The organism is Candidatus Magnetominusculus xianensis, from assembly GCA_001541255.1.
Classification (GTDB): Bacteria; Nitrospirota; Thermodesulfovibrionia; order Thermodesulfovibrionales; family Magnetobacteriaceae; genus Magnetominusculus; species Magnetominusculus xianensis.
The window spans coordinates 1-12,705 of sequence record LNQR01000033.1; the positions used below are offsets into that span (position 1 = coordinate 1).

The following is a 12,705-nucleotide window of genomic DNA, read 5'->3' on the forward strand; positions in this document are numbered from 1 at the left end:
TTTCTTTACGTTGCACCTCTCTTTCCGAGCGTTTAGAAGATTTCTGGGAAAGTCGCGTCGCATAAATACCCTATTTCCTGACGCAGACCCGTTGCAAACACTGAACCTATAGCTGTGAAAATAACTACTGATTACGCCTTTGAAACCTTCTATAAACCTCGCTATCATTGCGCTTGCCGATGGTAACTATTTTGAGAATATTGTCCTCTGCTAAGTAAATAATCCGATATTCACCTGTATCAACTCTATTGTATTTATTTCCTTTCAGGTCTTCTGAATCATTTGGAAACGGGTCTTTAACATAAGCCCAAATACTTTTTTTATTATCTGGCGAAACTGCTTCGCGTCAAGTTGATTTAAAAAAGCCAATGCGTCATTGGTTAAATCCAGTTTAAACAAGCTTTTCCAGAAGAAATTCTATGGACTTTTCATAACCTGCATAACCGCTCTTTTCAGCCTCAACTGCTTTTTCTACCCAATATGAGTCATCATCCGCTCCATCCTCTTGCTGCAATTTTCCAGCTAAAGGATCGCTTAGCTTTTCACAAATTCGCCCAGAGTGTTTCACCATACGTTAACCTCCCTTGCTGCTCACATTTACTATTTTATCATATCCACTCACTATTTTCCAAACAACTGCTATCTCCCCCAGGGCAAACACATTTGAAAGTTTCAATAGCCATTAGATTCCAGCGAAAGCTGGAATCAACGATGATGAGTTCAAAGCAGAGACCGTATGTTTCATGAATAAGACACAGACAGGACAAACATGACTGGCAACAATCTATAGCTAATTGGGCAATATCAGTGTAAACCGAAAAGCTTGGAAATAAGGTCAATCGAAGGTGGTGTTGTTAACAGGACTATCATCAGAAACAACAGGAAATAAACCCGTAACCTGCGCTGCATGAATTTTAGTTTATTCCTTATCCTGGTCTTCTCTTCTTCCAGATCATGTTCGTATAGCTCTTTTAACTTAGCATAGCCTGCCTTTAGAACTGTGTGTTCGTCCTTTATATTGAAATACGACTCTCTCAGGCTAAAATAATCGTCCTTTAAATCGAAGTAATCGTCTTTTAATGAGTAATAATCATCTTTTAAGTCTGAAAAGTTTTCTCTTACGTTCAGAACATCGTCTTTGAGTGCAGTGTCATTGGACTGACCATTCGTATTGCCAGCTCTAATAGTCAATGAGGCATCGGATAGTTCTCTAAAGACCTCCGCGACTTCTCTGGCTGCTTTTTCATTTAAGTCACCCGCCTTATATCGTGCAAATATCTTGAGCATATCGAGTGACACATGACCCATCGAGGTGTCTTCTTTTGGCCCCTTGCCTTTTGAGTTTACGTTGAACTGGTCGTCTTTTCTCTGACCGCTTTTCTTGCGGCCTGAGCTTTTGGGGTCGTCGTTAAGATAGTCATCATCCATGGCTTCGCTGTTCATGGATTATAGTATATCAATGCAGACAAAAAAAGCAAAGTTTTTTTCTGGAATGTCGGCACATATATGACGGCAATCATGTAAATTACCAGTTGGAAAATATTATAATGATACTATTATATAGAACAACGAGGTGATCTATGAAGGAAAGTTGTCCTGGCAGCAGTGAAATAAGAAATCCATACCCTGAGGAGCTGAAGTGCCACTTCTGTGGACATGGAAATGAAATCTGGTCTGACGAGACTGAAACAGAGTGTAAGGGCTGCAAAAAGACAATCAGCAGAGAGATGAAGCCGACATGTCTTGATTGGTGTCCGGCAGCAAAGGAATGTGTAGGCATAGAAAAGTATAACAGACTTAAAAAGCCGACAGAATAACATGGCCATAGAGCTGGTTATATTCGACCTTGACGGCACGCTTGTTGATTCTATTGCTGATATCGCCGGTGCCGTGAATCATGCACTGTGTAAGATTGGCTCTAATACCCTTTCGCTTGATGAGGTGAGAAGGCTTGTAGGCTCAGGGGTTGAGCATCTGTTACTTAGGGCTGCCGGTATAGATAATATAGATGATCATGATATTGTAAAAAAAGATATACTGAAAAGTCATTTTCTTTCGCATTACACAGAGCATATAGCTGATAAATCAAGGCCCTATGATAATGTCATTAAGACGCTTGACACCCTGTCTGGGATAAAAAAGGCAGTGGCCAGCAATAAACTTGAGTCATTGTCGAGGAGACTTCTTGACAAACTCTCTATGCTCAAATACTTTGATGCAGTATATGGATATGACAGCTGCCATGAGCGAAAGCCCTCGCCCGTGCCGCTTATAAAGTTGATGGAGGTACTTGGAACAGGCATAAGTCAAACAATTATCATAGGTGACAGCGGCACAGACATAGAGGCAGGCAGGGCTGCAGGCATCAAAACAATTGCAGTGAGCTATGGCTACAGGTCTGTTGATTCACTCAAGGATGCAGACTATATTATAGATGATTTGAGCGAAATCATCCCTATCATTAAAGCGATAAATTAGGCTATGGCAGATGACACAACATATAACCGTGCCTATTATGCGGCGCGCGGGCAATGCGGCGCGCGGGTTGCTTTGTGGTTTTACTACCGTATCGCACGAAGATATGTAAAAAAGGGTTCAGTATTGGACTACGGCTGTGGCGGCGGTCGCTTTCTGAGGTATTTTAATAAGAAAAACTATGATACAGCCGGATATGATATATCGCCAGATGCCCTTGACATGGCAAAAGAAAATACGGTATCCGGGCATTTATATAGCAGCAGAGAAGCAATAGCGGACAAAACTTTTGATTTGATATGCTCGATTCACGTCCTTGAGCATATTGATGACCCGCTTGAGACGCTCCAATTTATCAGGACGCTGCTCAAGCCGCAGGGTATATTAATGTATGTAGTACCAAATATCTCCGGCATTGGACATACACTAAAGAGGCATAACTGGATAGGCTATGGCGACCCGGCACATGTGTCATTATATCCAGCGGCGAAATGGATAGAGCTAACTGCAAAGGCCGGACTTAAGCTGCTCACAACGGGGACTGATGGGCTGTGGGATGTCCCATACATAGACGGGATTCCGTTGCTCATACAAAAAATAATATTTTATCCTGCCCCTGCCTTTCAAGTCATTGCGGGAAGGTTGGTTATTCCCCGGCAGTGGGGTGAATCTATGATTGCTATAGCCCAAAGTGTTTAGTGAGGAGATACCCGGTAACTTGTAATAATTAATATTTTTACAAATTCTTATTGACAAACCATGATATAGATGAAGTAAGATATACAGGTTGGGTGATGATTTGTAAAAAAACTTTTAGAGTGGAGGTATGTTTATGAACAGTGTGGTAAGGAAGATGTTTATGTTGTTGTTGCCGGTTATTGCTTTGGCATTTACCGGTTGTGCGGGGCTGGAGTTTGCTCCGAAGAGGGCTACCTGGTACTACCATCCGGAACTACCGGCAGCCGATAGGGCAGTAGCAAAGGCACAGGCAGATGGTAAAGACAAGGAATGTCCTAAAGAGTTTAATGCAGCAGCAAAGATGAGAGACGATGCCTATGACGTTTATTTGAGCTGCAAGACTCAGGAAGGCATAGATATGGCGAAAAAGGCTGTTGAAATGGTAAACGCCTTATGTCCGAAGCCGCCTGCTCCAACACCATGTCCGACATGTGAACCACCGGCGCCAAAGCCAACACCTGAGAAAGCAGCAGAGAAAGAAGTTGCTGTTATCAGAATCGTAAACTTTGACTTCGATAAGTACAACATCAAAAAGGTATTCAAGCCTGAGTTAGACATGGCAGCTCAGATAATAAAGAAATACCCGAACCCGAGCATTACGATAGACGGCTATACCGACAACAAGGGCAGCTTTAAGTACAACATGAAGCTCTCGATAAAGAGGGCCGAGGCAGCGAAAGCAGCGCTTGTGAAAAACGGTATCGACGGCAACAAGATCAAGACCGTAGGCCACAGCTACAACGACCCAATTGCCGACAACAAGACAAAAGAAGGCAGGGCGAAAAACAGACGTGCTGAAATCCATATAGTAGGTAAATAAGTAGTTAACGTGATAGCTAAGGGACTGCAATGAGAGCGAAAGCCTGATTTGCAGTCCCTTGAATTTGATGAATATGATTAAATCCCGTCCTGTTCAATTCATAGTTCCAGCGTTAATGAACATAGTCTATGTAATTATAATGTTATCTAATGGGGCTACTTTTTTCAATCTCCAAATGCCTGAAGGGAAATACTCCAAAAATGCCATGAACGGCACAGATGTGATGACCTATGTCATACCGGCAAGGAACTTCCTTGCTCACGGTGTGTTTGGCAGTGTATCTGGTGACGGCACTGACCCTGATTATCACAGGACTATCGGTTATCCCTTGTTTTTATCATTTCTTATGAAGACATTAGGGACTGACCTCTGGCTCTATGGGGTGTTCTTTACCCAGGCGCTTTTGTTTGCTTCTATATACCCCATGCTTTTCATAATTAATAGAGAATTCATTGGCGGTGGGGACAGGGGCTTTTATCGGGCGTTTGTGTTTTTAACCGCGACTGGATGTTTTATTGTAACAACACCTATTGTGCTTTCAGATATGTTTTTTTCGGCTGTTTTTACCTGCGGTTTATGTCTTGGGGTTTTGTCGATATTAAGGCAGCGTTTGATTTACTTAATCCTCCATGTCATAGTTATTGGATATGCCGCACAGGTTAGACCTACGCTTGCACTTTATCCCATCTTAAACGCTGTTGTGTTGGTTTTAGTGGCACGTAAGGCTGGTATTATTAATATGAAAAAGATACGCGTATGGATAGCTGCCTCAACTATTGCCCTGATGATTGTTTGCAATGGGCCAGCGATTCGGAATTATATTAATCACGGCTTTTTCGAGTCAACTGACATTGCGGCAATCAATCTGTATGACTGCCTCATGGTAGAGGTGTTGTTTTTAGAGGGTAATTTAGATATATATCATATGGCAAATCGTGAAATTGCCCAATTGTCAGATATGCAGGAGATAATTAAAAAGAAAAAGAAAATTGCGTTTCAGGTCTTTCTGCGCTATCCAGCTTCGACAATAGGAAAGATAGTCACACATGCAGAGACTATACTGCTGCGGCTGCCCTGGTTTGAGACAGTGGCGCTTGCCGGAGTTGATTTGTCACCGGAGGCATATTGGAAATTATCCACCAGACAAATCGTAATAGTAAATGTGTTTAGCATGGTAATCACATTGTGTTATATGTTTTTTTATATACTGTTTGCCTCATTTATAATAAGGACATTAAGGGATGGACAGGTTTTGTTTGGACTGGCAATAGTGGGCATCGTGGTTTATTTTCTATTTCCGCCGTTTATAGCTGGCGGTGGATTCAGAATGACCCTGCCGGTAATCGGCATCATAGCGTTGTGCGCGTTTGACGAACTGCAGAGATACTTCAGTAAAAGCCCTGTGGCAGTGTAAGCTAATGATTTTGCATATCACTATGTTCACGCGCTATGTCGAGAATTTCATTTTCTATGGCTAATAAAGCGTCAACAATGTCAGGGTCAAAGTGGGTGCCGCGCCCATTGATAATAATTTTAATTGCCTCCCCATGAGAGAAGGCATCCTTGTACACTCTTTTTGTAATAAGGGCATCATAAACATCGGCAACTGCCATCAGGCGTCCTGGAATCGGAATATTATCCCCTTTAAGTCCTTCGGGATAACCTGTGCCATCCCATTTTTCGTGATGACAGTGTGCTATTTCCACTGCAGTATCTAAGAAAGAGTTAGAGCCAAGGGCCACTTTTGATTTTAACAAGGCGTCTCTGCCGTAAACAGGGTGCATTTTCATGTCCTTAAATTCCTCATCGGTGAGTTTTCCTGGTTTCAGGAGTATGTTATCGCGTATACCTACCTTTCCTATGTCATGAAGGGGCGCTGATTTATATAACAAATCGATTGTATCATCAGTCAGGTATTCAGAAAACCTGGGATTACACTTTAGGTATACGGCAAGGGCCTTTACATATCTCTGTGTGCGCAGTACATGTGCGCCTGTTTCATTATCCCTCGTTTCTGCAAGGCTGGCCAGAGACAGAATTGTAACATCACGGGTTTTTAATAAGTCATCTGTTCGTTCTTTTAATTTTTCTATCATTTTATTAGAATACGCGGCTATAAGTCCAAACTCGTCATCAGTGCTGACTGTTACTTTACGGCTTAAATCACCGTTAGCAACGGCAAGTAATACCTTAGTTTCACTATCAAAGAACATGTTCATATTTTTTGAATGGGAAATTATAAGATTTATATTTTCAATTAATATCATTATTACAACAAATAGTATCTCAAATAGTATTTTCTTAATTAATAATGGACTGGTATATTCGTGATGTGAAAAGATACCAGCATTTCTACTTATAATCAATAAAATAATAATTATTAAAAATAACATGCTGGTAGCGGCAACAATGATAATTTTTGTAGTTAATTTTACAAAATTGTCTGATATGTGTATACTGTCTCCGGTTTTGCCCGCCTCAGTGTTTATGGTTCTCTCTGTTTCAAGTCCCAAATCGATAGATGCGTAAAATCCAAGTGTTATGCTGCCCATTATGACCTTCAAACCGCTGCCCGGTGGAAACTCATATGCAAAATAATTGTACAAGGCGATGCCTATGCCCGATAGTAAATATAGCCCGAAGTCCAGGGCAACCTGGCGCCTTATGCGGGTAATGTACTTGTCGCCCAATATACCTAACTCTATTAAACCTTTGCGAAGAACGAGCGCTATGCCAAAAAATACTGCAAATAGGATTACACGTTTACCAAAAAGGAGTTCCCCAAAGAAAGGACAGACCCGTGCACTGTAAATGCTTATAATAACTATTGACAGGACATAATGAACAACAGCTCTAACGGTCATGTTCCCCAACCTCGTAATAAATCGATTCAGCAGTAAAACCAGTGGCTCACTGACCAGTATATCACAGCCGATTTTATTATACAACCAGTAATGCAGCATTGGGGACAGATTTGCTATTTCATTGTCAGAACGAAATGACTTAGCCCGACATTTTATAGTTCCAATACGGCGATTGCTCAAAGTTCTTAGTCTGCATTCAGGCCAATATCAGGGCAGCTAAAGAAGAGATGGCAGCCCTCAAGGTGCGACAGCTCAAGAACAGCCCGTCTAAGCACATCCGCAAGGTAACCCACTGTACAAACCAAGACTGAGTTCAAATAGACAAAAGAATCCTTTTTGTCTAATGTTCGTGCAGTAACCCCTTATATGTCTATATGTTTGCTCATATGTCCTATCCCATATCAAGCTAAATGGGATGTGTCCCAATACTGTCAAAAATAGCGGAGTTGGCATTAGGTAAGCTCCGCAATAAGCAGTCATAGTTAAAACTGTCGTTGGAAGGTAATTTAAGTAACCGGCATCGGTTATTACTCAAGACAAGTCCTATATTGTGGTTACATACCACGATATAGGATTTTCACAGTAATGCGTTTGCCCTGAGACTTGCCATAAATTGACAGCGCCGCCCATTCTTTGTTATAACCATAGAGAGATGAATATTTTAAGGGGATTATTTGGCATTACTGTGATTTGTCTTTTCGTGTGGGCAATCAGTGAAAACAGGAAGGAGATACAGTTCAGAACTATTTGTCTGGGGGTTTTACTGCAAATTGTTACAGCGTTTCTGGCTTTAAAAATTGCACTTATCAGGAGTTTCTTTCTTTTTTTGAACGAGGCCGTAATGTTGCTTGAAAAGGCTACACTTGCTGGCACGACTTTCACCTTTGGGTATTTGGGTGGTGGCAAGCTCCCGTTTGATGAGAAAATTCCGGGCGGGTCATTTGTCTTTGCCTTTCAATCACTGCCGATGGTGCTTGTAATAAGCGCCTTGTCAGCACTTTTATTTTACTTTAAAATACTTCCATATATGGTCAAGGGTTTTTCTTTTGTACTTCGTAAGATAATGAAAGTGGGCGGGGCAGTTGGACTATGCGCTTCCGCTACAGTATTTGTTGGAATGGTTGAGGCGCCGCTATTTATAAAGCCTTACCTTAAAAACATGTCGCGCGGTGAAATCTTTGCCATAATGACTACCGGCATGGCAACTATAGCCGGTACGGTGATGGTGCTATATGCAAGCATATTAGGGCATGTGCTGCCTGATGCCCTCGCTCAAATCCTGCTCCATTCGATAATCAGCGCCCCAGCCGCCCTGGTTTGCTCTATGTTGTTGGTCCCGCCTGTCGGCAAGATAGACACTGCTGAACTAATCCCCCCGCAGATATACAAAGGACCGCTGGATGCCATTGTAAAGGGGACTTCCGACGGAGTCGAGCTGCTGATAAGCATAATAGCCATGCTGATAGTATTTGTTGCCCTTGTGAGTCTGACCAATTATGGACTGGGAATGCTGCCTGAATTTTACGGCAAACCCGTAACGCTTCAGCGAATACTTGGGGTAATCATGGCCCCTGTTGTTTGGGTTATAGGGATACCCTGGTCAGAGGCGCAAGTTGCCGGGTCACTTATGGCTACGAAGACAATTTTAAACGAATTCGTTGCATATATAGACCTCGCCAATCTGCCTGCAGGCTCACTAAGCCAAAGAAGCTCTGTCATCATGCTTTATGCTATGTGCGGATTTGCTAATCTTGGCAGCCTCGGGATTCTAATAGCCGGACTGAGCATTATGGCGCCTGAAAAAAAGGATGAGGTCATATCACTTGGGCCAAAGTCAATATTAACCGGAACCCTCGCATCATGTATGACCGGCGCTGTTATCGGAATGTTTTACTGAGGAAATCAAAAGGCTACCCTACTATGTCGCCATCGTCATAAACGTCTCAACTGGCAGGCGACTTAAATGGCGGGCAGCCTTTTGTAATTAAACGTAGGGTTATGCTATTTCATGCTGGCCGAGGCAGCTAACTGCTTTGATGCCTCTAATAAAGAACCTAGATATGCCTTAGCTTCCTCATTCATTTTCATGCCTTTTTCCTGCATAGCCTTTATATAGGCTTCCCATTCGGAATGGCTCCATGTGCCTTTTGTGTCTTTCAGGAATTTGATCGTCAGGTCGGATACATCAGCCATCTTACTTGTCATTCCGCTTGTTTCCATTGTAGTCTTATAATACTTCTGCATTGCCTCTAAAACTGCTCCGGCACACGCCTTTGTATCGTCACACATTTCCATCCCGCTCTTCTGCACATCAGAGATGAAATTGAGCCATGCCTCGTGGTCCCACCCACTCTTGTTCTTCTCCACAAACGTACTTGCCATACCCATAAAACTCTTCATATTCTTTGTCATCATACGGCCTCCTCTTAACTATTTATGTTATTGTTCAACTGCCATGTTATTGTTTAGCTGCCTTCTGAACTTATATATGATATACCCAAAGGATAGTAAATGTCAACAAAAAAAATGCGTCATATCTCTATGATAAACTCTGCGCTGCCTTCAAAGCTCGCTGCGGTCAGCTTCCAGCCCATATGATTTTCTATTATTGTTTTTGCCATATACAGGCCGATACCTGTACCTTTATTTAATTCCTTCGTTGTGAAATACGGCTCAAAAATCTTGTCGATAATATCTGCGGGAATGCCGCCTCCGTTGTCTGAAACAAAGACCTTAATTTTTTCATTTTCCTTTGTGATGCCTATATCTATTCTGCCTTCAGCTTGCTGGTGCACTTTGCTGCATTTCAAAATTATCGCGTCCATTGAATTATTAATAAGATTCAGAATAACTTGTTTGAATTCATTAGGGTAGCCCAAGACACTTACATCCTCATCGAGAAAGTCTGTATTAAGTGATATGCCGTTTTTTAAGAAATATGGAGAAAACATTGAGACAATATCTTCGACAGACCCCTTAAGATCAAAGATCATCTTCTCCTTTGACGGCCGCAGAAAGTCGGAAAAATCGTCCACCGTCTTTGTCATAAAATCAACCTGGGTGAGTATTGTATCCTTGACATCAACAAGATATTCCTTGTTCAGCTCTCCATATTCATACGAGTCGTCCAGTTCCTGAGCCAATGCCGATATAACGTTCAGGGGCTGCCTCCATTGGTGTGCGATGGCGTTTATCATGCCTCCCATCTCTGCCATTTTGGATTGCTGAATCAATAACTGCTCTTTCTCTAATCTTTTCATTATCTCTTCCTGAACTCTCTGTTCCAAAACTGCATTAAGTAATGTCAACTCATGTTCTTTCTCTTTAAGCTGCCGGTTCTGTTCTAAAGTCTTTTCATACGTGGAGACCAATAGATTTAATATCTGGCGCTTTTCAGAGTTTATCAGATATGTCTTGCTGCCCAATGATAATTCTATGCCGACTCCGGCACCGTCGCTCTTTCTTATCCTGGAGGTTGCCAGCAAATAATCTATTCTTGACATTAACGATTTCTCGGTATATGGTTTTATGATAAAATTGTCAGCCCCACACTCAAGGCCATATATGATATCCTCCGGATTACTCAATTGAGTAAGCAGTATTAAGGGAATATACTTTAACTCATCGATGGCTTTAATTAGCTTACACATCTCATAACCGTTCATAACCGGCATGTTTACGTCGCTGATAATAAGAGCTGGTACAATCTCCTGCGCCTTTATGGAGCCGGTTAGTCCGTTGTCTGCTGTTTCCACATCATAGTTATGGCTCTCAAGCATACGCTTCAGCAATACGGCCTGAGAAGCGCTGTCTTCGACAAGCAGAATTTTTAGTCTTTCTTTCTCTTCGTTTAACATTGTCACCTATCCACTACTTCAGAGATATAAATAGTAACATATATCAATCGTATTTTCCAATAGCCAGACATGCGTTTTGGCCGCCGAAACCAAAGGAGTTTGAAAGCACCCTCTTGTGCAGGCAATTAATGGCCGTGTTTGGGACGTAGTTTAGATTGCACTTAGGGTCTGGGTTTTCATAGTTAATCGTAGGAAGTATGATGGACTTATTAATCCCTATCGTGCTGAGGACACATTCGATTGCACCGGCTGCGGCTATAGTGTGTCCTATCATGGACTTATTGGAGCTTATATATAGTGCAGCCGCCCGCTCTTGAAACACCTGTTTTATTGCCTCTGTTTCTGTCTGGTCATTCATAAGCGTTGAAGTACCGTGGGCGTTTATATAATCTATATCACTGGTAGTTAATGAGGCATCTTTAAGGGCAGCACGCATTGCAAGAATTGCGCCCTCGCCTTTTGGGTGTGTGTCTGTTATGCGATAAGCATCGGCGCTTGAGCCATAGCCGAGGAACTCGGCAAATATAGGTGCGCCGCGTCTCCTTGCGTGTTCAAGCTCTTCAAGGATTACCACCCCCGCCCCCTCTGACATCACAAAGCCGTTTCGTTTCCTGTCAAACGGTCTTGATGCCTTCTCAGGTGCTGAGTATTTCTCTGACATCGCCTTTATCAGGACAAATCCTACGAATCCCGTAAAATTCAGCGAAGACTCACAGCCGCCTGCTATCATTATGTCCGCGGCACCGTCACGTATTATACTGGCGGCCTCTCCAATAGCCTGCGCCCCCGCTGCACACGCGCTTGCTATTGAGATATTCGGCCCTTTGCAGTCAAATATCCCGCCTAAAATGGCAGTTGCTACGTCGGACTTCCTCCGGAAGAAACTAAAATACGGGTAGCCGCCCGCGTTGGCCAGGGCCTTCATATCCCAGGGCTGTGACGATTTGCTGGGTCTATAAAATTTGTGGACAAACATCATATCATTAACCGGTGGGTTTTCCCCGTGATAACCCAGCGCGACACCCATTCTCTGAGGCGCGATAGATACGTTTCCATGAAGGCCGGCCTGTGTTATCGCCTCAACGGTTGCCTCTATCATAAATTTGATAGGACGCGGGGTATATTTCTCAAGACGCCTGATGTCTATTTTGCTGTTTGAGGGCAGCGACTGTCCTATTATATCTAAAGAGGGTTCCCTTTTTATCTCCCCTCCGATTCGGCATGGCATTCCCGTAGTATCAAACGACTCAATCATGCTGATACCTGAGACGCCTTCACTTGCCTTATTAAAACTATCTTCGGCGTTTGAGCCTAATGGCGTTACCGCACCATAGCCGGTTATTACAACCCTCGGAGCCATCTGCTTATACTATCTTGTGCTCGTCCTGTGTCTTTTGGAGCCATTCTTTTATCAAATCATCACCATTTTTATAATCCGCCTCAGCGCCGCACTCCCTGCAGACGATGCGTGTATCGTTGTCTGTTTTCCATGCCGATTTGTCGCACTCAGGGCAGTTTTCAGGCAGCGTATCCAGTATATCCATAATGCTGCCTGCCATTGAGCGTATGGTTATCATAGCTGGAAGGGCATCCATGTCCATGCCGGGCTTAAGGGCCTCTAATGCTGAACCTTCAACAGCGGCATCAAGGCGAATCCGCATCAGTTTAACAGCCTTCTCGGTCAATCTGCCATCTGAATCAATGGCAGTACCTTCACCAAACATCTCTTCAATATGTTCTATGATAAAGTGTCTGGCCATTTTTATAGAGAACGTCTGCTCAATCCTGTAGTTTATGTCAAGGAAATCGAGGGATTCTGCACCGAGGTCTTTTACAAGCGAGCTGTCGGTCTTAATAGTTGCCACATCAATTGCCAACGTTTCTGCCGCTGCCTTTTTCAATTCGTCAATCACCATGTCGTCGCTAATCAGCGCTTGTCTCATTTACCTTT

Annotated in this window: 13 protein-coding genes; 6 read left to right on the top strand and 7 right to left on the bottom strand. The window is 42.9% G+C overall.

What is annotated here, in order from left to right; genetic code table 11:
• Positions 1 to 391 precede the first annotated feature (391 nt).
• Both ASN18_RS04740 and ASN18_RS04745 read right to left on the bottom strand, forming a co-directional pair.
• Entirely contained in the window at positions 392 to 571 is a 180-nt protein-coding gene (locus ASN18_RS04740; RefSeq protein ID WP_085051549.1) for a hypothetical protein, read from the bottom strand.
• Between the two features lie 233 nt (positions 572 to 804).
• Positions 805 to 1,443, bottom strand: coding sequence for a hypothetical protein (locus ASN18_RS04745; protein WP_157072833.1), 639 nt, complete (start codon positions 1,441 to 1,443; stop codon positions 805 to 807).
• Positions 1,444 to 1,580: 137 nt separating this feature from the next.
• Between ASN18_RS04745 and ASN18_RS04750 the strand changes: the two genes are divergently transcribed.
• The 5 genes from ASN18_RS04750 (at position 1,581) to ASN18_RS04770 (ending at position 5,447) form a co-directional block, all read left to right on the top strand.
• Positions 1,581 to 1,817 (top strand): hypothetical protein, encoded by a 237-nt coding sequence (locus ASN18_RS04750; RefSeq protein WP_085051553.1) that lies wholly within the window; start codon positions 1,581 to 1,583, stop codon positions 1,815 to 1,817.
• A 1-nt stretch (position 1,818) separates the two neighbouring features.
• Positions 1,819 to 2,478 (top strand): HAD family hydrolase, encoded by a 660-nt coding sequence (locus ASN18_RS04755; protein WP_085051554.1) that lies wholly within the window; start codon positions 1,819 to 1,821, stop codon positions 2,476 to 2,478.
• A 3-nt stretch (positions 2,479 to 2,481) separates the two neighbouring features.
• Positions 2,482 to 3,174 (top strand): class I SAM-dependent methyltransferase, encoded by a 693-nt coding sequence (locus ASN18_RS04760; RefSeq protein ID WP_085051556.1) that lies wholly within the window; start codon positions 2,482 to 2,484, stop codon positions 3,172 to 3,174.
• A gap of 133 nt (positions 3,175 to 3,307) precedes the next feature.
• Entirely contained in the window at positions 3,308 to 4,033 is a 726-nt protein-coding gene (locus ASN18_RS04765; RefSeq protein ID WP_236861522.1) for an OmpA family protein, read from the top strand.
• Between the two features lie 73 nt (positions 4,034 to 4,106).
• A complete protein-coding gene (locus tag ASN18_RS04770; RefSeq protein ID WP_157072834.1) occupies positions 4,107 to 5,447 on the top strand; it encodes a hypothetical protein in 1,341 nt (446 codons plus the stop codon).
• A 1-nt stretch (position 5,448) separates the two neighbouring features.
• Here the strand turns inward: ASN18_RS04770 and ASN18_RS04775 are convergent, their stop codons facing one another.
• Entirely contained in the window at positions 5,449 to 6,897 is a 1,449-nt protein-coding gene (locus ASN18_RS04775; protein WP_236861523.1) for an HD-GYP domain-containing protein, read from the bottom strand.
• Positions 6,898 to 7,549: 652 nt separating this feature from the next.
• Here ASN18_RS04775 and ASN18_RS04780 point away from each other — a divergent pair.
• On the top strand, positions 7,550 to 8,794 hold the full coding sequence (locus tag ASN18_RS04780; RefSeq protein WP_085051564.1) for a NupC/NupG family nucleoside CNT transporter: 1,245 nt from the start codon (positions 7,550 to 7,552) through the stop codon (positions 8,792 to 8,794).
• Positions 8,795 to 8,898: 104 nt separating this feature from the next.
• On the opposite strand, the gene ASN18_RS04785 is transcribed toward ASN18_RS04780, so the two are convergent.
• From ASN18_RS04785 to ASN18_RS04800, 4 genes are all read right to left on the bottom strand, one after another.
• Positions 8,899 to 9,312 (bottom strand): hypothetical protein, encoded by a 414-nt coding sequence (locus tag ASN18_RS04785; protein WP_085051566.1) that lies wholly within the window; start codon positions 9,310 to 9,312, stop codon positions 8,899 to 8,901.
• Between the two features lie 116 nt (positions 9,313 to 9,428).
• The gene (locus ASN18_RS04790) at positions 9,429 to 10,754 is read right to left on the bottom strand and encodes a hybrid sensor histidine kinase/response regulator (protein WP_085051568.1); all 1,326 of its coding nucleotides are present in this window, start codon (positions 10,752 to 10,754) and stop codon (positions 9,429 to 9,431) included.
• A 43-nt stretch (positions 10,755 to 10,797) separates the two neighbouring features.
• Complete coding sequence (locus ASN18_RS04795) at positions 10,798 to 12,114, bottom strand: beta-ketoacyl-[acyl-carrier-protein] synthase family protein (protein ID WP_085051569.1); 1,317 nt, start codon at positions 12,112 to 12,114, stop codon at positions 10,798 to 10,800.
• Positions 12,115 to 12,118: 4 nt separating this feature from the next.
• Positions 12,119 to 12,697 carry a phosphopantetheine-binding protein gene (locus ASN18_RS04800; RefSeq protein ID WP_085051571.1) on the bottom strand — a complete coding sequence of 193 codons (579 nt, stop codon included), beginning with the start codon at positions 12,695 to 12,697 and terminating at the stop codon, positions 12,119 to 12,121.
• Positions 12,698 to 12,705: the final 8 nt, after the last annotated feature.

Bases quoted from the DNA above. Each gene is read 5' to 3' on its own strand.
- ASN18_RS04745 (WP_157072833.1), bottom strand. From the start codon at position 1,443: ATGAACAGCGAAGCCATGGATGATGACTATCTTAACGACGACCCCAAA.
- ASN18_RS04785 (WP_085051566.1), bottom strand. From the start codon at position 9,312: ATGATGACAAAGAATATGAAGAGTTTTATGGGTATGGCAAGTACGTTT.
- ASN18_RS04790 (WP_085051568.1), bottom strand. From the start codon at position 10,754: ATGTTAAACGAAGAGAAAGAAAGACTAAAAATTCTGCTTGTCGAAGAC.
- ASN18_RS04800 (WP_085051571.1), bottom strand. From the start codon at position 12,697: ATGAGACAAGCGCTGATTAGCGACGACATGGTGATTGACGAATTGAAA.
- ASN18_RS04740 (WP_085051549.1), bottom strand. From the start codon at position 571: ATGGTGAAACACTCTGGGCGAATTTGTGAAAAGCTAAGCGATCCTTTA.
- ASN18_RS04795 (WP_085051569.1), bottom strand. From the start codon at position 12,114: ATGGCTCCGAGGGTTGTAATAACCGGCTATGGTGCGGTAACGCCATTA.
- ASN18_RS04750 (WP_085051553.1), top strand. From the start codon at position 1,581: ATGAAGGAAAGTTGTCCTGGCAGCAGTGAAATAAGAAATCCATACCCT.
- ASN18_RS04770 (WP_157072834.1), top strand. From the start codon at position 4,107: ATGATTAAATCCCGTCCTGTTCAATTCATAGTTCCAGCGTTAATGAAC.
- ASN18_RS04780 (WP_085051564.1), top strand. From the start codon at position 7,550: ATGAATATTTTAAGGGGATTATTTGGCATTACTGTGATTTGTCTTTTC.
- ASN18_RS04755 (WP_085051554.1), top strand. From the start codon at position 1,819: ATGGCCATAGAGCTGGTTATATTCGACCTTGACGGCACGCTTGTTGAT.
- ASN18_RS04775 (WP_236861523.1), bottom strand. From the start codon at position 6,897: ATGACCGTTAGAGCTGTTGTTCATTATGTCCTGTCAATAGTTATTATA.
- ASN18_RS04765 (WP_236861522.1), top strand. From the start codon at position 3,308: ATGAACAGTGTGGTAAGGAAGATGTTTATGTTGTTGTTGCCGGTTATT.
- ASN18_RS04760 (WP_085051556.1), top strand. From the start codon at position 2,482: ATGGCAGATGACACAACATATAACCGTGCCTATTATGCGGCGCGCGGG.